General features: G+C 69.7%; 15 protein-coding genes. 12 read left to right on the top strand and 3 right to left on the bottom strand.

What is annotated here, in order from left to right; genetic code table 11:
* Positions 1-6 precede the first annotated feature (6 nt).
* On the top strand, positions 7-432 hold the full coding sequence (locus ACW14X_RS01350; RefSeq protein WP_457164432.1) for an SRPBCC family protein: 426 nt from the start codon (positions 7-9) through the stop codon (positions 430-432).
* Here ACW14X_RS01350 and ACW14X_RS01345 read toward each other — a convergent pair.
* Positions 429-1,607: an Ig-like domain-containing protein gene (locus ACW14X_RS01345; protein ID WP_160023670.1), complete on the bottom strand. Its 1,179-nt coding sequence runs from the start codon at positions 1,605-1,607 to the stop codon at positions 429-431. The two genes, ACW14X_RS01350 and ACW14X_RS01345, sit on opposite strands and share 4 nt — an antisense overlap.
* A 99-nt stretch (positions 1,608-1,706) precedes the next feature.
* Here ACW14X_RS01345 and ACW14X_RS01340 point away from each other — a divergent pair, with 99 nt between their 5' ends.
* From ACW14X_RS01340 to ACW14X_RS01330, 3 genes are all read left to right on the top strand, one after another.
* Positions 1,707-3,218: a DUF3375 domain-containing protein gene (locus tag ACW14X_RS01340; protein WP_160023668.1), complete on the top strand. Its 1,512-nt coding sequence runs from the start codon at positions 1,707-1,709 to the stop codon at positions 3,216-3,218.
* A 68-nt stretch (positions 3,219-3,286) separates the two neighbouring features.
* Positions 3,287-4,006, top strand: a complete 720-nt coding sequence (locus ACW14X_RS01335; protein WP_350844698.1) for a DUF4194 domain-containing protein — start codon at positions 3,287-3,289, stop codon at positions 4,004-4,006.
* Positions 4,007-4,008: 2 nt separating this feature from the next.
* Entirely contained in the window at positions 4,009-7,368 is a 3,360-nt protein-coding gene (locus ACW14X_RS01330) for an ATP-binding protein (RefSeq protein WP_457166031.1), read from the top strand.
* A gap of 4 nt (positions 7,369-7,372) precedes the next feature.
* Here the strand turns inward: ACW14X_RS01330 and ACW14X_RS01325 are convergent, their stop codons facing one another.
* The gene (locus ACW14X_RS01325) at positions 7,373-8,494 is read right to left on the bottom strand and encodes a calcium:proton antiporter (protein WP_457164431.1); all 1,122 of its coding nucleotides are present in this window, start codon (positions 8,492-8,494) and stop codon (positions 7,373-7,375) included.
* A gap of 67 nt (positions 8,495-8,561) precedes the next feature.
* On the opposite strand from ACW14X_RS01325, the gene ACW14X_RS01320 reads away from it, so the two are divergent.
* The 3 genes from ACW14X_RS01320 to ACW14X_RS01310 all read left to right on the top strand — a co-directional run bounded on the left by ACW14X_RS01320 (position 8,562) and on the right by ACW14X_RS01310 (position 12,516).
* Positions 8,562-10,352, top strand: a complete 1,791-nt coding sequence (locus ACW14X_RS01320; RefSeq protein WP_457164430.1) for a gamma-glutamyltransferase family protein — start codon at positions 8,562-8,564, stop codon at positions 10,350-10,352.
* 602 nt (positions 10,353-10,954) lie between these two features.
* The gene (locus ACW14X_RS01315; RefSeq protein WP_457164429.1) at positions 10,955-12,058 is read left to right on the top strand and encodes a DUF222 domain-containing protein; all 1,104 of its coding nucleotides are present in this window, start codon (positions 10,955-10,957) and stop codon (positions 12,056-12,058) included.
* Between the two features lie 125 nt (positions 12,059-12,183).
* Entirely contained in the window at positions 12,184-12,516 is a 333-nt protein-coding gene (locus ACW14X_RS01310; protein WP_457164428.1) for a DUF1048 domain-containing protein, read from the top strand.
* A gap of 164 nt (positions 12,517-12,680) precedes the next feature.
* Here the strand turns inward: ACW14X_RS01310 and ACW14X_RS01305 are convergent, their stop codons facing one another.
* The gene (locus ACW14X_RS01305; protein WP_457166030.1) at positions 12,681-14,294 is read right to left on the bottom strand and encodes a GMC oxidoreductase; all 1,614 of its coding nucleotides are present in this window, start codon (positions 14,292-14,294) and stop codon (positions 12,681-12,683) included.
* 288 nt (positions 14,295-14,582) lie between these two features.
* On the opposite strand from ACW14X_RS01305, the gene ACW14X_RS01300 reads away from it, so the two are divergent.
* From ACW14X_RS01300 to ACW14X_RS01280, 5 genes are all read left to right on the top strand, one after another.
* Positions 14,583-15,926: a hemolysin family protein gene (locus ACW14X_RS01300; RefSeq protein WP_160023662.1), complete on the top strand. Its 1,344-nt coding sequence runs from the start codon at positions 14,583-14,585 to the stop codon at positions 15,924-15,926.
* Positions 15,926-16,984, top strand: coding sequence for a hemolysin family protein (locus ACW14X_RS01295; protein ID WP_400462691.1), 1,059 nt, complete (start codon positions 15,926-15,928; stop codon positions 16,982-16,984). Before ACW14X_RS01300 ends, ACW14X_RS01295 begins: the two co-directional genes overlap by 1 nt.
* A 90-nt stretch (positions 16,985-17,074) precedes the next feature.
* On the top strand, positions 17,075-17,716 hold the full coding sequence (locus ACW14X_RS01290; protein ID WP_457164427.1) for a CDP-alcohol phosphatidyltransferase family protein: 642 nt from the start codon (positions 17,075-17,077) through the stop codon (positions 17,714-17,716).
* Positions 17,709-18,638: a DUF881 domain-containing protein gene (locus ACW14X_RS01285; protein ID WP_457164426.1), complete on the top strand. Its 930-nt coding sequence runs from the start codon at positions 17,709-17,711 to the stop codon at positions 18,636-18,638. The genes ACW14X_RS01290 and ACW14X_RS01285 overlap by 8 nt, the downstream gene beginning before the upstream one ends.
* A complete protein-coding gene (locus ACW14X_RS01280; protein WP_008359542.1) occupies positions 18,635-18,967 on the top strand; it encodes a small basic family protein in 333 nt (110 codons plus the stop codon). Before ACW14X_RS01285 ends, ACW14X_RS01280 begins: the two co-directional genes overlap by 4 nt.
* Positions 18,968-18,970: the final 3 nt, after the last annotated feature.

The following is an 18,970-nucleotide window of genomic DNA, read 5'->3' as shown; positions in this document are numbered from 1 at the left end:
GGGCTCATGCCCGCGCACTACGTCTTCGCCGAGACCTGGGAGCTGCCGATGTCGACCGAGGCGGTGCGAGACGTGCTGGTCGACCTGGAGCGCTATCCCGAGTGGTGGCCGCAGGTGCGGGCGGTGGCGAAGCTGGGGGAGGACGATGCCCTGCTGGTGTGCCGCTCGACGCTGCCGTACGACCTGGAGATCGTGCTGCACGCGGTCAGTCGCGACCTGCCGACGCTGGAGGTCGGGCTCGGCGGGGACCTGGACGGGTTCGCGCGGTGGACGCTGACGCCGGCGCCGGGCGGGAGCCGGATGGTGTTCGAGCAGGAGGTCGTCGTCGACGGCCTCCTCGGACTGGCCTCGATGCTGCTGCGGCCGGTGCTGACCTGGAACCACCGGCAGATGATGCTCGGCTGCCGCAACGGCCTGGCCGCCGCGGTCTAGAGTGCGGAGCCCTTCTGGTACTCGGCCCAGGACAGGTTCCAGTCGCCGAAGCCGTTGTCCCACTCCATCTTCCGGTCGGTGCCGGTGGTGTCGACGATGTCGCCGATGCGGGCCAGGCCGTAGAGCCAGGCGGCGTTGGCGGTGGAGAGGCCGGTGCAGCCGTGGGAGACGTTGGCGTAGCCCTGGGACCCGGTCGACCACGGCGCGGCGTGGATGAACTCGCCGGAGTTGCTGATCCGCATGGCGTACTCGACGTCGTCGAGGGAGTAGTAGTCGCTCGAGCTCTGGTCGGAGATGCCGATCGTCTCCGAGCGCATCTCCTTGACGCGGTGCTTCTCGGAGATGACCTTGATCCCCGAGCGCGTGGTGAAGCCGGGCTTGCCGGTGGTGATCGGGATCGTACGCAGCAGCTTGCCGTTGCTGAACACCTTCATCTGGTGCGTACGCGCGTTGACCTTGAAGACGTGCGCGTCACCGACCTTGTAGGTGGCGGTGCGGCTGTGCTGGCCGTAGACGTCGCCGCCGGCGGAGGCGCCGTTGATGTCGAGGTCGACCTTGATGGTGGTGCCGGGCTTCCAGTACTTCTGCGGACGGTAGCGAGCCTCGGTGTCGGAGACCCAGTACCAGGACCCGGTCTGGGCCGGGGTGGAGGTGACGTGCATGCGCTTCTCGAAGGACGCGTGGTCCTTGACCGGGATGTCGAAGTAGACCGCGACCGGCATCCCGACGCCGACCTCGGACTTGTCGACGGGGACGATCGTGGCGAAGGTCTGCTGGGCCAGGGAGAGCGAGCGGGTGGTGAAGCTGCTCTTCACGGTGCCGGTCTCACCGGTGGCGGTGACCGTGTATCGCAGCGCCGGGTCGAGCAGGTCGTTGGCGGTCCACGTCTTCTTGTCCTCGGAGAGCGAGCCGGGCACGGTGCGTCCGTCGGGCTTGGCGACCTTCACGCTCGTGAACTCGCCCGAGGTCGCCGTCACCGTCACGACGCTGTCGACGGGTACGTCCTTGGCGCCGTCGGCGGGAGCGATCGTGGCGGCGAGAGGCTTCACCGGCGGCGAGGCGCTGGCCGACTCGCCCTTCGCGGCGGACTCCGGGCTCTCTGAGTTCCCGGCGCAGCCGGAGAGTGCGATCAGGGCCACCACGGCCACAACGACAGGAAAAGGACGAACCCGCATGGGATAACTATGCGGTAGGCGGCAACCGAATTCTCGGCGCGTCCGCGCGTGTGATGAAGGTTGTGGTGTTGTCGGTGCTGCCACGTACGGTATCTGCCGATGAGTGACACTCGCGTCGAGGCGGCGTACGCCGGGGCTCTGGCCGCCTTCAAGAACCCGATGCTCGACCTCCTGCACGGCCGGTTCGCGCCGTTCGTGGTGGCGGTGCTCTCGGTGACCTTCACTTCCGAGCGGGCTGCCGTGCCGGTGGTGGACGCGCACGCCGAGATCGGCGACATGCTGGACCGGCTCCGCGCCACCGGCCACGCCGAGGGCGAGGGTGGCGAGGTGATGCTGCCGGTCGGCACGGCGCGCGAGCTGTGTCGCCAATGGGTGCGCGCCGGGTGGCTGCTGCGCCAGATCGAGGGCGAGGACGAGGTCTACCGGCTCTCCGCGCATGCCGTGGGCGCCCTCGAGATCGCCGGCCGGGCGAGCGGGTCGCGGGCCCGGGTCTCCGAGTCGCGGGTCAGGACGCTGCTGGAGGCGGTCGAGCGGCTCGCCCTGGATGCCGACCCCGACGTGCTGACCCGGGTGGCGCGGCTGACCGAGGAGATCGCCGAGCGGCGCGCCGAGATCGCCCGTCTGGACCGCACCGGCGTCGTCGACACCGTCGATGACGACACCCTGCTGGAGCAGGCCGAGAACATCCTCCATCTGACCCGTGAGCTCCCGGCCGACTTCGCGCGCGTGGTCGAGTCGATCCGGGCGATGCAGCGTGACGTGGTGACCGACCTGCGCCAGGACGTACGCCCGGCGGGGGAGGTCCTGCGCGAGTACCTGCAGCGCGGCAAGGACGTGATGGCCTCCACCCCGGAGGGCAAGGCGTTCGCCGGTGCGCTGCGGATGATCGGTGACCCGCGCCGCCTCGACGACCTGGCCACCAACCTGCACACCGTGCTGCGCCACCGGTTCACGAAGGCGATGGGTCCGACCGAGCGGGCCGAGCTGGCTGCGGTCGGGCGCCGGATCGAGACGGGCGTGGCCGAGGTGCTGGCCGCCCAGCAGACCGCCTCCCACGTGATCACCACCCAGGTGCGTACGCACGACCCGGCCCGCGACCGGCAGGTCGACGACCTGCTGCGCGATGTGATGGTCGGCTTCCAGGCGTGGATGCCGTCCTCACGGCCGGCCGAGTCCGTCGAGCCGCTGCGCCGGCTGCCGGTCGCCGACCTCGGTCACCTGCGCCAGTCGGTCAGCGAGCTGCGACCGCCCGAGCCGCCGGCGCCGCTCGCCGACTGGGGCGACGTGGAGAGCGCGGTCGAGGACACCAAGGCCTGGGGCGGGCCGGGCTACCGGGCGATCGAGGCCCACCTGGACACCTATCTCGCGGCCCATGAGGCGGACGAGCCGGTCGACCTGGCCGAGGTCTTCGCGGCCGCGCCGGAGGAGATCCGGCGCCCGGTCGACCTGCTCGGGCTGCTCGAGATCGCGCATCGCCGCGGGATGGCCGAGACGGGGGAGATCTCTACGATCGAGGCGGTCCGGGCCGACGGGGTGCGGCGACGGTTCGCGTTCGGCGGAGTGAGGCTCAGCGCAGTGATGGCGGCAGATGACAAGGGGGATGGGCGTTGAGCGAGACGGTGACACCGGCCGAGGCTGGGACTAACCCTCAAGTTGAGGGTGAGGATGAGGCGGGGGTCGTGGCCTACGGCAGCGAGCCGGAAGGCTTCATCGAGCCCGTCTCGATGGAGGACGACCCGACCGAGCTCTTCGTCGGGGACCGCGGTGTCCTCGACGCCGACATCCGCCGGGTGCTGGTCCAGCTGCTGCGCCGCCGGTTCATCACGGCCGAGAAGAACCCGCGGCAGTGGCGTACGTTGCTCGACCACCAGGCGGTGATCGAGTCCCGGCTCCACGACCTGTTCATCCGGCTCGTCGTCGACCACGACCGCGGCATCGCCTACAAGCGACAAGTCCGCTCGGAGGAGCTGGACGTGCCGGTGCTCCTCAAGGACGACGCCTACTCGCGGGCCGAGACGCTCGTGCTGGTCCACCTCCGCACCGTCTTCCAGCGCGAGCGGGGCGCGGGGGAGAACTCCGCGCGGGTCGACGCCGACGAGCTGGAGCAGACCGTGCTCACCTACTTCGACGTCGCCAGCGGCGACGCCGCCGCCCGCCGTGAGATCCGCCGGGCCGTTGACCGGCTCGCCCGCGAGGGGCTGATCGAGGAGGAGTCCGAGGACCGCTACCGGATCACCCCGCTCGTCGAGATCGTGCTGAGCGTCGAGAAGCTCGCCGAGCTGAAGGCGTGGCTGAAGGAGTCTGCTGGTCGGGCAGCGAGCCCGCCTGCGGCGGAGCGTGTCGAGGCCAGCGAGAACGACGACGATGACGCCGACGATGAAGAGGAGACCGAGCAGTGAACATGATCGACAGCCTCTTCGGCCTCATCCCCGCCCGCTCCAACGGCCGGCAGTGGGTCGCGCGCGAGCTGCAGCTGGTCAACTGGGGCGGCTACGACGGCGCCCACCGGGTGCGCTTCTCACCGACCGCGACGCTGCTGACCGGAGGATCCGGGTCGGGCAAGTCGACGCTGATGGACGCCTACATCGCGTTGATCATGCCCCACACGACGCCGTTCAACGGTGCCTCCAACGGTGGTGTGGTGGGTCGTCCACGCGGCCAGGACCAGCGCAACATCCTCTCCTACGCGCGCGGCAAGATCGACGAGGCGAAGACCGCCGAGGGCACCAAGATCCGGGTGCTTCGCGGCGACGGCCGCGACACCTGGTCGGCGATCGCGATGACCTGGGAGGACCAGACCGGGGCCCGCTTCACCGCGGTCCGTGCCTGGTACGTCCCCGCGTCCGCCAAGAATCTCGACGACGTGACCAAGCTCCGCGCCGTGGCCGAGGCGGGCTTCGACGTACGGGATCTGGAGCCGGTCGCGGCCCACCGGTTCACGCGCACCTCGGTCGCCGAGGTCGGGCTCACTCCGATCGACACCGACCGCGACTTCACCGCTCGGATCCACTCCGCGCTCGGGATCGGTGCCGCGGGCGACGGCGAGAAGGCCGTCAACCTGCTGGGAAGGATCCAGGCGGGGCAGCAGATCACCACGGTCGACGACCTCTACAAGAAGATGGTGCTCGAGGAGCCCGAGACCCTCGCGACCGCCGACGGCGTCGTCGCCCACTTCGACGAGCTCTCCGCGACCCGCGACCGGATGGTCACCGCGCAGCAGCAGGTGCGTGCGCTGACGCCGATCCGCGAGCACCGAGCGGCGATCGAGGACGCCGCCGCCAGGCTGGAGGTGATCGACGGGATCGGCGCCTTCGGTGACGAGACCACCCCCGCCGGGCTCTGGCGGGCCGGCAAGCGGGTCGACCTGCTCAGCGAGCTGGAGTCGGACCTGAGCTCCCGCAAAAGCGCCGCGGAGAAGGCGGTCGCCGAGAAGCAGGCGCTGATCGACGCCGCCGAGTCCGAGCGCGACGGCCTCGCGGTCACCGTCGCCGCCTCCGGCGGCCGGCGCCTCGAGGAGGCCACCCGCGAGATCAGGTCCGCCGAGACCCGGGTCGACAACGTACGCCGCGCCCGCGAGGCGCTCGACAAGGAGCTCGCCGTCCTCGGTGCGGTGGCCACGACTCCGGACGAGTTCGAGACTCTTCAGGCGACCGCGCAGGAGGCGCTCGTCGACGACGACGCCCGCACCACCGCCCTCAACGCCTACGCCGCCGCCCGCTCGGCGGAGGCCGACGCGACCGGCCTGGTCGGCCGGCTCGAGAGCGAGCTCGCCGATGCCGAGAAGACCAAGAGCAACATCCCCGAGCCGTTGCGCGCGGCCCGCGCGGTGCTCGCGGAGGCGGCCGGGCTGAGCCCGGCGGAGATGCCGTTCGTCGGTGAGCTGGTCGAGGTACGCACCGAGCACGAGGCCTGGCGCGAGGCGTTCAACCTGGCCCTGGGCGGGTTCGCCACCACGATGCTCGTCGACTCCGCTCATGTCGGCGCCTTCCGGGCCGCGATCGAGTCCGTACGACAGCGTACCCGGATCCGCTACGAGGCCGTCCGCACCGGTATGAAGGATGGTGTGCACAGTCTGGACGAGGGCACTCTTCCGGGCCGCCTCGACTACCGCCGGGGTGTGTTCACCGGCTGGCTCAAGCAGCGGCTGACGGAGCGGCACGGCTACGTCTGCGTGCAGACGCCCGCGCTGCTCGGCCAGCACCGGATGGCGCTGACCGTGACCGGCCAGGTCTCACAGGGGACGCGCGGGGCTCACGGTGGTCACGGGGCCGGCAACGTGCTCGGCTTCACCAACACCCGGCGCGTCGCCGAGCTCACCGAGCTCCTCGAGACGGCGCGCAAGGACGCGGAGACGGCGAGCATGGCGGTCGCCGAGTCCGAGCGGGCCATCAAGGACCTCGACCTGCGGCGTACGTCCTACAAGGCGGTCACCGCGCTCACCTGGGACCAGGTCGACATCGCCGGGGCCGAGGCCGAGCGGGACCGGTGGGCCGCGGTGATCGAGGAGGTCACCGCCGACAACCCGGAGATCGCCACGCTGCAGGAGCGGCTGAAGAGCGCCCGCGCCAAGGTCGACTCGCTGCGCGAGGGGATCGGGGCCGCCAAGAGCACCGTCAAGGAGCTCGACGTGCGCTGGAGCGACGTCGTCGAGCAGGTCGACCGGGCCAAGGACGCGCTGGAGGAGGCGGCCGCCTCGGGCACCGATGTCGCGCCGGCCCAGGCCGACTATCTCGAGCAGCTCTTCAAGGCGGCTGGCGGGGAGGAGGCCGGCCGGCGGGAGGACGCGCTCGCCGAGCTCGACGCCGTCTTCGCCCGGGCGGGCGAGAGCCTCGAGACCGACCGCGCCGCCGCACAGGAGACGATCGGGGCCGCCCGCGTCCAGCTGCGGCAGACCTTCGAGGCGTTCCTCGAGCGTTGGCCCAACCCCAACCTCCACACCGACCCCGATGCCTCCTACGCCGACTTCGACCGTCTCCTGGACGAGCTGCAGACCAGTGGCCTGTACGAGCTCGAGGTCGAGTGGCGCGACTCGCTGCTCAAGCTGTCGGGCAACGACCTGACCAACCTCGACTCGACCCTGTCGCGGGCCGTGCGTGAGATCCGGGACCGGATCGACCCGATCAACCAGATCCTCGGCGAGCTGCCCTTCAACGACGACGGCCACCGCCTCCGGATCGACACCCAGGAGGGCCAGTCGGCGGTACGTGGTCGCTTCCGCAAGGAGCTCCGCGCCGTGCGCGACCTGATCGAGAAGGCGTCGTCCAACGAGACCCGGGAGCAGGCCTACACCCGGATGTCCCGGCTCATCGACCGCATGCGCCGCACGGCGCCCGACTTCGCCGACCTGATCGACGTACGCAACCACGTCCGCGTCAGCGCCGAGAAGGTCACCGCCGACACCGGTGAGCACGTCGCCCTCTACGACCACATCGGCGAGAAGTCCGGCGGCGAGTCGCAGGAGCTGGTCGCCTTCATCGTCGGCGCGGCGCTGCGCTACCAGCTCGGTGACGCGGGTGCCGAGCGGCCGCGCTACGCCCCGGTCTTCCTCGACGAGGCGTTGATCAAGGCCGACGCCCGCTTCACCGGCCGCGCCATCGGCGCCTGGCGAGGCCTCGGTTTCCAGCTCATCATCGGCGCCCCCAACGACAAGCACAGCGCCATCGAGCCGCACGTCGAGGTGCAGTACACCGTGCTCAAGGACGCCGAGGGCCACTCGTTCCCGAAGCTGGAGGTCGGCCTCGACGAGGTCCCGGCGCGATGACCGGCTAGGGCTGCATCGAGAGGAACAGGAACGCGGCCAGCAGGACCAGGTGGACGAACCCCTGCAGGGCGTAGACGCGGCCCTGGACGACGGTGAGCCCGGTGACGAATACCGAGATGACCAGCAGCACGATCTGGGTCGGCTCGAGGCCCAGCTCGAGGGGACCGGTCAGCCAGATCATCGCGACGGCGAGGGCGGGGATGGTGAGTCCGATCGACGCCATCGCTGAGCCGTAGGCGAGGTTGAGGCTCGTCTGGACCCGGTCCCGAGAGGCGTTGCGGACCGCGGCGATCGACTCGGGAGCGAGGACGAGGAGAGCGATCACGACACCCACGACCGCGTAGGGGAACCCGAGGCTCTTGACGGTGCTCTCGATCGTGGGGGAGAGGACCTTTGCCAGGCCGACCACGGCGACGAGAGAGACCAGGAGGAGGGCCAGGCTGAGGGCGGCCTCGCCCGCCGAGGGCGGGTCGGCGTGGCTGTCCTTGTCGAGATCGACCAGACCGGTCATCCGACCGTGCTCGTCGCTGGTGACGGGGAGGAAGAAGTCGCGGTGGCGGACCGTCTGGGTGAAGAGGAAGGCGACGTAGAGCGCCAGCGAGGCGATGGCGGCGAAGACGAGCTGCGACGTCGAGTACTGCGGGCCCTGCGCCGACGTCGTGAACCTCGGCAGCACCAGGGTGAGACCGGCCAGGGCGATGACGGTGGCGACCGCCGACCCGGTGCCGGCGGCGTTGAAGCTGACCAGCCCGTGCTTGAGGGCGCCGACCATGAGCGAGAGCCCGACGATGCCGTTGAGGGTGATTATCACCGCGGCGAAGACGGTGTCACGGGCGTACGTGCTGGTGTTGTCGCCACCGCTGGTCATCAGCATCACGATCAGACCGACCTCGATCACGGTCACCGCGATCGCGAGGATCAGCGAGCCGAACGGCTCCCCGACCTTGTGCGCGACGACCTCGGCGTGGTGGACCGCGCCCAGCACCGCACCGATCAGCACCGCCGCCACCACGGCCAGGATCGTCCAGTGGTCGTGGCGGAGCCACGCGAAGACCAGCACCACCAGGGCGAGGATCGGCACGACCACTGACCATTGCAGGCGGCCCCGGACCGCTGGCGCACTCATGGGGCGACCCTATCCCGGCGCTGGGCCGCCGACAGGATGCTCGACACGCGCTCGTAGCCTGAGGGGCGTGCCTTCCTCCTACACTCCTCCGGCCGCGTTCAAGACCCGTCCCGACCTGCTGGGGAGGTTCGGCATGGTCGGCTCGACGCACTGGCTGGCCAGCGGTGCCGCGCAGGCGGTCCTCGAGCGCGGCGGTAACGCCTTCGACGCGGTGGTCGCGGGTGGGTTCGTGCTGCACGTGGTCGAACCCCACCTCAACGGGCCGGGTGGCGACCTGGTCGGGATCTTCGCTGCTGCCGACGGCGCGCCGACGGTCCTGATGGGCCAGGGGCCGGCGCCGGCCGGGGCTTCGGCGGAGCACATGCGGGCCGAGGGCCTCGAGCTGGTCCCCGGGTCGGGCGCGCTGGCCGCCGCCGTTCCGGGCGCGGTCGAGGCCTGGCTGATGCTGCTGCGCGACCACGGCACCTGGGAGCTGGAGGAGGTGCTCGCCTACGCCATCGACTACGCCCGCAACGGCCACCCGATCCTGGGCCGGGCAGTCTCCACGATCGCCGCCGTGGCCGACCTGTTCCGCGATCACTGGCCCACCTCCGCCGCGCACTGGCTCGTCGACGGCGAGCTGCCGGAGCCGGACACGATGGTCCGCAACGAGGCCTACGCCGCCGTGCTCGACCGTCTCGTCGCCGCAGGTGACGGCGCAGCGACCCGTGAGGAGCGCATCGACGCGGCGCGTGCCGCCTGGGGGAGCGGCTTCGTCGCCGAGGCGATCGAACGGTTCGTACGCACCCCGCACCGCCACTCCTCCGGAACCGATCGTTCCGGTGTGATCACGGCGGCCGACATGGCCGGGTTCTCGGCTGCGTACGAGACACCGGTGACGACGGAGTTCCGGGGCCACACCATCGCGAAGGCCGGGCCGTGGACGCAGGGGCCGGTGCTGCTGCAGACCCTCAACCTGCTCGAGCCGCTCGCCGACGCGCTGCTCGACCCCAGCAACCCCGCCGGCGCGCACACGATCCTCGAGGCGACCAAGCTCGCCTTCGCCGACCGCGACGCCCACTACGGCGACGGCGCCGATCCGGCCGTGATCGAGACCCTCCTCTCCCAGGAGTACGCAGCCACCCGTCGGCCCCTCATCACCGATGTCGCCTCGGCCGAGGTCAGGCCCGGGCTCGGCGCGAAGGCCTTCCCGCCGCTGCGCGAGACCTACGATCCCGCCGCCGTCGCGTCCGGGGTCGGGGAGCCGACCGTCTCGCGCGATGGCGAGACCCGCGGCGACACCTGCCATATCGACGTCGCCGACCGCTGGGGCAACATGATCGCGGTCACCCCCTCGGGCGGGTGGCTGCAGTCCTCGCCCACGATCCCCGAGCTCGGCTTCTGTCTCGGCACCCGCCTCCAGATGACCTGGCTCGAGCCGGGCCTGCCCTCCACCCTCACCCCAGGCCGGCGGCCGCGTACGACTCTCACGCCCACTCTCGTCCTCCGCGAGGGCCGGGCCGTCGCCGCTGTCGGCTCTCCCGGTGGCGACCAGCAGGACCAGTGGCAGCTGCTCTATCTGTTGCGCACTCTCGTCGGCGGCTATTCGCCTCAGGAGGCCATCGATGCCCCCGCCCTCCACTCGACATCGTTCCCTGGGTCCTTCTGGCCGCGTACGTGGACTCCTGCTGGTGCGGTGCTCGAGGACCGGCTCGGGGATTCGGTCATCGAGGGGTTGCGGCGGCGGGGGCACGCTGTCGAGCTGAGTGGAGACTGGTCTCTGGGGCGGCTTTCTGCGGTTACTCGGGATCCGGACAATGGGACGCTTTCTGCTGCTGCTAATGCTCGGGGTGCGCAGGGGTATGCCGTCGGGCGCTGATGTTTCGCTGGTCGAGCCGGCTTGCTCCGCTGGTCGAGCCGCCGGAGCCGCCGTGCTGCGCTGGTCGAGCCGCCGGAGCCGCTAGGCGGAGGCGTGTCGAGACCAACACGGTTCTCTTCCGCGGGAGGGCTCGCTTTTGTGACTGTGTTTCGTTTCGGGGTTCGCCGCCGACCCTTGCTTTGAGTGTTTCTCGATCGTGCGCCGCGTCAAGGACGCCCTTCGGGCGCCGCTGCGCGGTGGCCTTCGGCCATCCTTGACTCGGCACTCGATCGAGAAAGATTTCGCCTGTATCGGGGCGGCGGCGAGAGTGTGGCGCGGAGTTACGATGCTTGTTCGCTGACCGCGTAATATGGGTTTGACCTGCTTAAATAGGTCGCTTGATGGTGCTCCTGCGCATATAATAAGGCGCATGTACGAGACCGTCGACCGCTTCCTCGCTGGGCCGCCTGCGGGTGCGTCTGAGGCTGAGCTGGTCGACTGGATCACGCGCCTCGAAGCCGTCAAGTGCACCGCCGAGGCCGTCCAAGCCGAAGCAGCGGTACGCCTCGACGAGACCGTCCGGGCACGCCAGGCCGAGGCCGGGGTTCCGGCTCGGAAGCTCGGTGAGGGGGTTGCTTCGCAGGTTGCGTTGGCGCGGCGGGTCTCGCCTGAAGGGCGCCAAGCTGCTCGGGCTGGCGAAGGTTCTGATCAGCGAGATGCCGCACACGTTCGCGTTGATGAAGGCCGGGCTGTTCTCCCAATGGCAGGCCACCATCCTGGCCCGTGAAACCGCCTGCCTCTCCCTCGATGACCGCAAGGTCATCGACCAGGAACTGTGCGCCACTGGCCCTGGCGGGGAACCTGCCAAGGCGGTGTCGATGGGGCTGCGGCAGCTCGAGAACGCCGCGAAGAAGCTCGCCATCACCCTCGACCAGGCCTCCGTGGTGGCTCGGGCTGCGAGCGCGGTGAAGGATCGTCGGGTCAGTCTGCGGCCGGCGCCGGACACGATGACCTGGCTCGGGGCGTTGTTGCCGGTCAAGGACGGTGTCGCTGTCTTCGCCGCCCTCGACCAGGCCGCCAAGGCGGCCGCGGCTGCGGGGGATGAGCGGAGCCGGGGTCAGGTCATGGCCGACACCCTGGTCGACCGGATCACCGGCCGCAGCACCTCCGGCGCGAAGCCTCGGATCGAGGTCAAGATCGTGATGACCGCTGACTCCCTTACCAACACCATCGATCAGCCGGCCATGGTCGAGGGCTACGGGCCCGTCCCGGCCGCCTGGGCCCGCGAAGCGCTCAAAGACGCGGAGGTGTTCGTGCGGCGGTTGTTCACCGACCCGGTCGGGCGGCTGGTCGCGATGGAGTCCCGCTCACGCAAAGCCCCCGAGGGGTTGGCCGAGTTCATCACGACGCGCGACGGTGGGATCTGCCGCACCAACGGCTGCGATGCCCCGATCCGCAACGTCGACCACGTCGAACGCCACGCTGACGGCGGTGAAACGAGATCCGAGAACCTGCAAGGGCTGTGTGAGAGGTGCAACCAGGCCAAGGAAGCCCTCGGCTGGCAGGCCAGACCAGGACCAGATGGCAGCATCATCACCATCACACCCACCGGGCACACCTACATCAGCCCACCACCAGATTCCTGGCCACCGGACCCACCGCCGCGACTGTCGCCAGCAGAACACAGGTTGCGCGACGTACTCCTCACTCACACCCTTGCGGCCTGAGGCTCGTGGGCCTCCGAGAACTTTTTCTTCGGATCGGTGCTTGACCTTGACGCAGCGTCAGGGCTGCACGCTTCTTCCATCGCCCCGAACACGGGATCCGAAACCATCGAAGAAGGAGCACCACCATGAACAACATCCTCAGCCGCCTCGTAGGTGACAAGAAGGACTGGAAGCGCATGGAGGCCCGCGCCGCCGCACTGCCCGCCGACTACCGCACCGTCTATGGCGAGATGAAGAGCTACATGTGGCGCTTCACCGCCGGCGACGGCATGGACATCGTCGAGGTCCTGCGCGAGATCCTCGACCTGTTCGAGACCGAGGCCGCCGCGGGACGCCCGGTCATCGAGGTCACCGGGACCGACTTGGCCGCCTTCTGCGACGCCCGGCTGCCCGAGGATGACCTCTACAGCGTGAGGCTCCGGGCCACCCTCGACGAGGTCGTGCGGAAGCTGGCGTGACCTCGGGCGAAAACGTAAGAGCCCCGCTGGCGTCTCGGGTCACCAGCGGGGCAAGAACAATGTTGCCGCATCACCTAAGGGGTTGTCACCCCCTTTCGGCAAAATCTGCAGAATTTTGCATTGCAAGATCCTGGTGGGCCCGAAAGGGCTCCAGGCGGCACCCGTCAGATGACCGTCCCGACGTCCTTGGCGACGATGTTGTCCATCGCGCGCTCGGCGACAGCGGCGATGGTCATCGACGGGTTGCACGCTCCCGTGGTGCCGGGAATGAGCGCTCCGTCGAGGACGTAGAGACCGTCCTGGCCCTGTACCCGGCCGTCGAGATCGCAGACGGTGCCCATGTTGGCGCCGCCGAGCGGGTGCCAGGTGCTGTTGACGATGGTGTTGGTGTCGATCAGGGCGCCGAGGCCGCCGCTGATCTTCGAGACCCGCTCGTGGATGGCGCGATAGCTCACCGAGTCGCCGCCGAAGGGGAAGCGGAGGGTCACCGAGTCGGTCAGCGAGCTGTAGCGGAAGCTGCCGCGGTCCGCACTGACGCCGAAGCCGACCAACATCGTGGCGCCCAGGTCGAGGCCGAGGGGGAGTGGTGGCAACGATGCCTGGATGACGGTGTTGGCCGTGGTCGGGTCGGACCAGTCCTGGCTCTGGTAGACGACGGGACCGCCCTGCGTACCGGTGAGGTTCTCGTCGAAGGGGCGCCACATGTAGATCCGGTCGCCGTTGGTGCCCCAGTCCTGGCCGAGCTTGTCGGGAAGGTCCGGGATGGTGTCGGTCGCCGCGGCGCGGACCAGGAGCTTGCTGGTGTTGAGCGAGCCGGCCGCCATCACCAGTGCGCGGGTGGTCAGGATCTTCTGCTCCACGACGTCGCCGGCGTCGTTGGTGCGGTCGACATGGACCTCCCAGCGGCCGTCGGCGGCCCGGGCCACGCTCGTCACGTTGTGCCGAGTGGCGACGTGCACCAGGCCGGTGGCCTCGGCCTGCTCGATGTAGGTGACGTCGACGGAGTGCTTGCCGCCGTTGTTGACACCGAGCGCGCAGTCGCCGTTGGTATAGGAGGGAGCCATCTCGCCGCGCAGCTCCGCGAGGGCGTAGGACCAGTCGATCGGCATCGGGATCTTCTGCAGGTCATAGCCGGCGGCCTCGACCCGCTCGCCGAACGTACGCGAGACCCGGTAGTTGTCCGAGGCGATCAGCTCGTCGGGCGCGGTCGCGGCGCCGAGCATCTTGGCCACGCGTGGGTAGTGCACCCGGTCCATGAGCTCGTAGTCGAGCTCGTTCGGGAACCAGGTGTTGAAGACCTCCGCGGACGGCTGCAGCGTCATGCCCTGGTAGACCAGCGAGCCACCGCCGACACCGGCCGCGCACATGGCCAGCATGTTCTGGCCGAGGACGGGCTCGAGCAGACCGACGTACGGGCCGAAGTTCAGGGGAGTGCCGAGCAGCTTCTGCAGCGGCTTGAGCGCCTCGGGTGCGGTGGTGTGGAACAGCACCCGCTTGTCGAGCGAACGGATCGTCGGAAAGGTCTGCGCGTCCGGCCCGGTCGGCCAGCGGCGGCCACGCTCGAGCACCGTGACCGGCACGCCGGCCTCGGCCAGCCGCAGCGCGGCCACGCCACCACCGAACCCGGACCCGATGACGACCGCGCGGTGCTCCTCCCGCACCAGTCGCACGCGGCGGGGCGAAGTGGCTGCGGCCGGACCGCCGAGCAGGCCGGACGCCGCGGCACCAGCGGCGCCGGCAGCACCGGCCAGGAACGTACGTCGTGAGGCTGAGGACATGGTCAAGGGGACTCCCTCGGCTCGTGAATCGTCGGTTACTGCCGCGTAAGAGTTGACGAATGGGCGAGGTGTGTCAAGGTTCACAGCCCCGTTCTGGACAACTGTGTCCGGAACGCGACACGTCCCGGAGAGCCCGGCACAGCAACGCAGAAGGCGCAACCACAGCCATGTAGGCTGACCGCACTTCCAACAGCTAAGGACGATCTGAACCCCGATGGACGGACCGCAACCCGGCCAACATCCATGCCCGCTGAGTGATTCGCGGCCGCACCCGTCGAGGTTGGCGCGATGACCGAGGTTCTGTTCATCTTCTTGGCACTGCTGCTGGTCGCTGCCTGTGGCGTGTTCGTGGCCGCCGAGTTCTCCCTGGTCACCGTCGACCACGCCCAGGTCGAGATGGCCGCCGAGCAGGGCGACAAGGGTGCCCAGGGCGTGCTCCGCGCGATGAAGGAGCTCTCCAGCAACCTCTCCGGCGCTCAGGTCGGCATCACGGTGACCAACCTCGGCATCGGCTGGATGTCGGAGCCGGCGATCGCCGAGCTGATCGACGCGCCGCTGCTCGCCACCGGCCTGCCCGAGGGTGCGGTGGCCGGGATCGCGGTGGCCATCGCGCTGACCCTCTCCACGATCGTGACGATGCTCTTCGGTGAGCTGGTCCCCAAGAACCTCGCGCTGGCCCTGCCCCTGGAGACGGCGCGCGTCACCCAGGGACCGATGCGGGCCTTCACCCGGCTAATGCGCGGCCCGATCAAGGTGCTCAACGGCACCGCCAACGCCATCGTGCGCCGCCTGGGCATGGAGCCGCAGGAGGAGCTGCGCTCGGCGCGAAGCTCGGCCGAGCTCTCCTCGCTGATCCAGCGCAGCGCCCACGAGGGCACCCTCGACGCCGACACCGCCGAGCTGATGGAGCGATCGGTCGAGTTCGGCACCCGCACGGCGGGGGAGATCATGACCCCGCGCGTACGCGTCCACAGCCTCGACCACAACGACCGCGCCGAGGCGCTGATCGAGCTCACCCGGCGTACGGGCAACTCCCGCTTCCCGGTGCTCGACGACAACGAGGCCGTGGTCGGCACGGTGCACGTCAAGGCGGCCGTGGCGCTGCCGGTGCACGAGCGGCCCACGGCCAAGGTCAAGCACCTGATGGTGCCGCCGGTGGTCGTGCCCGACTCGCTGCGCCTGGACCCGCTGATGGCGCTGCTGCGCGCCGAGGGGTTCCAGCTGGCCGTGGTGCTCGACGAGTACGGCGACCAGGCCGGCATCGTCACCCTCGAGGACGTGATCGAGGAGATCGTCGGCGATATCGCAGACGAGCACGACCCGCTCAGCGCCCGCGCCCGGCTGCGCCGCGACGGCGGCTGGTCGCTGTCGGGGCTGCTGCGTCCCGACGAGGTCGAGGACATCACCGGAGTCGCCCTGCCCGAGAGCGAGGACTACGACACCGTCGCCGGTCTGATGCTGAGCCTGCTGGGCCGCATCCCCGAACCGGGCGCCAGCGCCGAGCTGACGGTGCCCGGAAACCCGCCGCCGGACTCCGACGATGACGACGTCTACGCGAGGTACGTGAAGCTCACCGTGGAGGTCATGGACGGGCGCAGGATCGACCGGATCTCGATGCAGGTGATCGGCTGATGAGCACCACCATGGGACTCGTGCTCGGCCTGGTGCTGCTGCTCGCCAACGCCTTCTTCGTCGGGTCTGAGTTCGCCCTGGTCTCGGCCCGGCGCAGCCAGATCGAGCCCGCCGCCCAGGCCGGCTCGCAGATGGCCAGGATCACCCTGCGGGCGATGGAGAACATCAGCCTGATGATGGCCGGTGCCCAGTTGGGCATCACGGTCTGCTCGGTGCTGCTGCTGGCGATCACCGAGCCGGCGCTGGCCCACCTGCTCGAGCCCGGCTTCGACCTGATCGGTCTACCCGAGGCGTTCCACCACCCGGTCGCGTTCGTGATCGCGATGCTCGTGGTCACCTATCTGCACGTGGTTGTCGGCGAGATGGTGCCGAAGAACATCGCCCTCGCCGGCCCCGACAAGGCCGCTCTCGTCCTGGGCCCCGCGATCTACGCGGTCGTCTACGTGCTGCGCCCGATCATCGTCGCCTTCAACTACGCCGCCAACGTCTGCGTCCGCGCGCTCGGCATCGAGCCCAAGGACGAGGTGAGCTCCGCGTTCACCCGCGCGGAGGTGGCCGCCATGGTCGAGGAGTCCCGCGGCGAAGGGCTCCTGGAGGAGGACGAGTACGGCCGACTGGCCGGCGCGCTCGGCTTCACCGAGAAGACCGTCGCCAAGGTCACCATCCCGATCTCCGACTGGACGATCGTGCCGCGCGGCGCCTCGGGCGCCGACATCGAGGCGGTGTGCGCCTCCACCGGCTACAGCCGGTTCCCGGTCGCCGGCGAGAGCGGTGACCTGGTCGGCTACCTGCACATCAAGGACGTACTCGAGCCCGATGACGTACGCCGCCGGCAGCCCGTCCAGAACAAGTGGATCCGCCCGTTCGCGACGGTGACTCCCGACGACGCGCTCCACGAGACGCTCGAGACCCTGCAGCGCCGCGGCGCCCACATGGCCCGGGTCGTCCGTGAGGACGGCAGCACCATCGGCCTGGCGACGCTGGAGGATGTCATCGAGGAGCTGGTCGGCGAGATCCGCGACGCCGCCCACGCCGACGACTCAACGGCCACCGACTAGGGTTGGCTCGTGCCGCGTCTGGTGACAGAGGAGAGCCCGCAGATGCCCAACCGTCGATCCGGTGATCCCCGCCTGCAACATGGCCGGGACATGCGGCGACCGCGAGGCACCGCCGACCGCAACCAGCCCGTGCTCGGCAAGCTGCTCAGCATCCTGCGGCTCGTCTACGCGCCGGTGGTGCTGTGGGCGGTGATGATCGCCGAGGACGACACGATCGCACTGTCCGCGTTCGGTCTCGCGGTGGTCACCGACCTGCTCGACAGCTGGCTCAACCGCAAGCAGCTGGGCCGCCGCCGCTCGGGCGAGCTGCTCGACGTCGTGGCCAACACCGTCTTCGTCCTGGCCGCGACGCTCGCGCTCTGGCAGATCGACGTGATCCCGTGGCCGATCGCGCTGCTGGTGCCGCTGCGGTTCGTCGGCCTGCTGGCGATGATCCCGGCGCTGCGCAGCCGTGGGGTGCGTACGCTGCCCATCCATCTTCTCGGCAAGGTGGCCGCCTTCTGCACGCTGGCCTCCTTCCCGTTGCTCTACCTCAGCCACGACATCCCCGAGACCCTCGACCTCGGCCTGGAGCCGAGCCTGCCCATCCAGGTGGCGCAGGCCTTCGGCTGGGCCTTCGCGCTGTGGGGGATCCTGCTGCTGTGGTGGAGCCTGGTCCTCTACGCCCAGGAGGTGCGTCGCCTGATGGCCACCACGCCACCGCTGGAGAAGGGCGGGGCGACCCGTGCCTGACCAGATCCCCGGTTCCGAGGACCTGCGGGCCTACGTCACCAAGCCACTGCTCGACCGCATCACCGACCAGGCGATCGACTCCGACTACATGGCCGCCGCCGAGCGGCGCGAGCCCACGGGGGAGGAGCCGACGCGGCGTCGCCGTCCCGGGGTGTGGGCCATGGCGGTCGTCGGGCTCTTCGCGCTGCTGGCCACGACCGCCGCGGTGCAGACCTCGCGCAACGAGGACATCCGACAGACCAGCAGGCAGGTGCTGGTGGACCGCATCGAGCAGCGCCAGGACCGGATCGCTGATCTGCACCGTCAGATCTCCGCCCTCAGGGAGGACAACCAGCGAAGCGAAGCGGCGCTGAACTCGCTCGGGCTGCGGGCCGAGTCGGCGTCCTCGTCCGCCGCGTCGACCGCGGAGGAGACCGGGTTCGCTCCGGTGACCGGTTCGGGGATCAGGATCACCATCGACAACGCCGCCGACGGCAGCGAGGGCGGCACCGTCCGCGACTACGATCTCGCCGTGATCGTCAACGGACTGTGGCAGGCGGGCGCGACCGCCGTCGCCGTCGACGGCCAGCGGGTCACCCCGCGCAGCGGCGTGATCACCTCCGGTGCCACCCTCCGGATGAACGACGTCTCGCTCTCGCCGCCCTATGAGGTGTCGGCCATCGGCGACACGCGTACGCTGGCCGCACGCTTCGCCGAGACGGTCTCCGGCGCGATGATCCACACCACGACGCAGGACTACGGGATGCCCTACGACGTCGAGAACATCGACCGACTGACCCTTCCCGCGGCGCCGGCTGATCTGCTGGAGTTGACCCACCTCGGGGCCAAGTCCAAGGACAAGGGCACCCAGGGCGCCGAGAAGCCCAACGACAACACCGACGAAGACTCTGAAGAGAACAGCGAAGGGGACCGCGAAGAATGATCGCCGTCATCGGCCTAGTGATCGGCATCGTGCTGGGACTGTTCTTCCAGCCCGAGGTGCCTGTCGGCCTGGCGCCTTACCTGCCGATCGCCGTCGTCGCCGCACTGGACGCCGTCTTCGGTGCGCTGCGCGCGTTCATGGACGGCATCTTCGACGACAAGGTCTTCGTCGTCTCGTTCATCAGCAACGTCGTGATCGCCGCCGGCATCGTCTACCTCGGTGACCGCCTCGGCGTCGGCGGTCAGCTGTCCACCGGCGTCATCGTCGTCCTCGGCATCCGCATCTTCACCAACGTCGCAGCCATCCGGAGGCACATCTTCCATGCCTGACCG

The sequence above is a fragment of the Nocardioides sp. YJ-D4 genome (assembly GCF_054031495.1).
Note: the sequence above shows the minus strand (reverse complement) of the source record. Positions and strands in the feature narration are given on the sequence as shown.

Excerpts from the sequence above, each read along its gene's own strand:
- ACW14X_RS01325 (WP_457164431.1), bottom strand. The coding sequence starts at position 8,494 with ATGAGTGCGCCAGCGGTCCGGGGCCGCCTGCAATGGTCAGTGGTCGTG.
- ACW14X_RS01305 (WP_457166030.1), bottom strand. The coding sequence starts at position 14,294 with ATGTCCTCAGCCTCACGACGTACGTTCCTGGCCGGTGCTGCCGGCGCC.
- ACW14X_RS01300 (WP_160023662.1), top strand. The coding sequence starts at position 14,583 with ATGACCGAGGTTCTGTTCATCTTCTTGGCACTGCTGCTGGTCGCTGCC.
- ACW14X_RS01280 (WP_008359542.1), top strand. The coding sequence starts at position 18,635 with ATGATCGCCGTCATCGGCCTAGTGATCGGCATCGTGCTGGGACTGTTC.
- ACW14X_RS01310 (WP_457164428.1), top strand. The coding sequence starts at position 12,184 with ATGAACAACATCCTCAGCCGCCTCGTAGGTGACAAGAAGGACTGGAAG.
- ACW14X_RS01290 (WP_457164427.1), top strand. The coding sequence starts at position 17,075 with ATGCGGCGACCGCGAGGCACCGCCGACCGCAACCAGCCCGTGCTCGGC.
- ACW14X_RS01345 (WP_160023670.1), bottom strand. The coding sequence starts at position 1,607 with ATGCGGGTTCGTCCTTTTCCTGTCGTTGTGGCCGTGGTGGCCCTGATC.
- ACW14X_RS01295 (WP_400462691.1), top strand. The coding sequence starts at position 15,926 with ATGAGCACCACCATGGGACTCGTGCTCGGCCTGGTGCTGCTGCTCGCC.
- ACW14X_RS01350 (WP_457164432.1), top strand. The coding sequence starts at position 7 with ATGCCCGCGCACTACGTCTTCGCCGAGACCTGGGAGCTGCCGATGTCG.
- ACW14X_RS01330 (WP_457166031.1), top strand. The coding sequence starts at position 4,009 with ATGATCGACAGCCTCTTCGGCCTCATCCCCGCCCGCTCCAACGGCCGG.
- ACW14X_RS01340 (WP_160023668.1), top strand. The coding sequence starts at position 1,707 with ATGAGTGACACTCGCGTCGAGGCGGCGTACGCCGGGGCTCTGGCCGCC.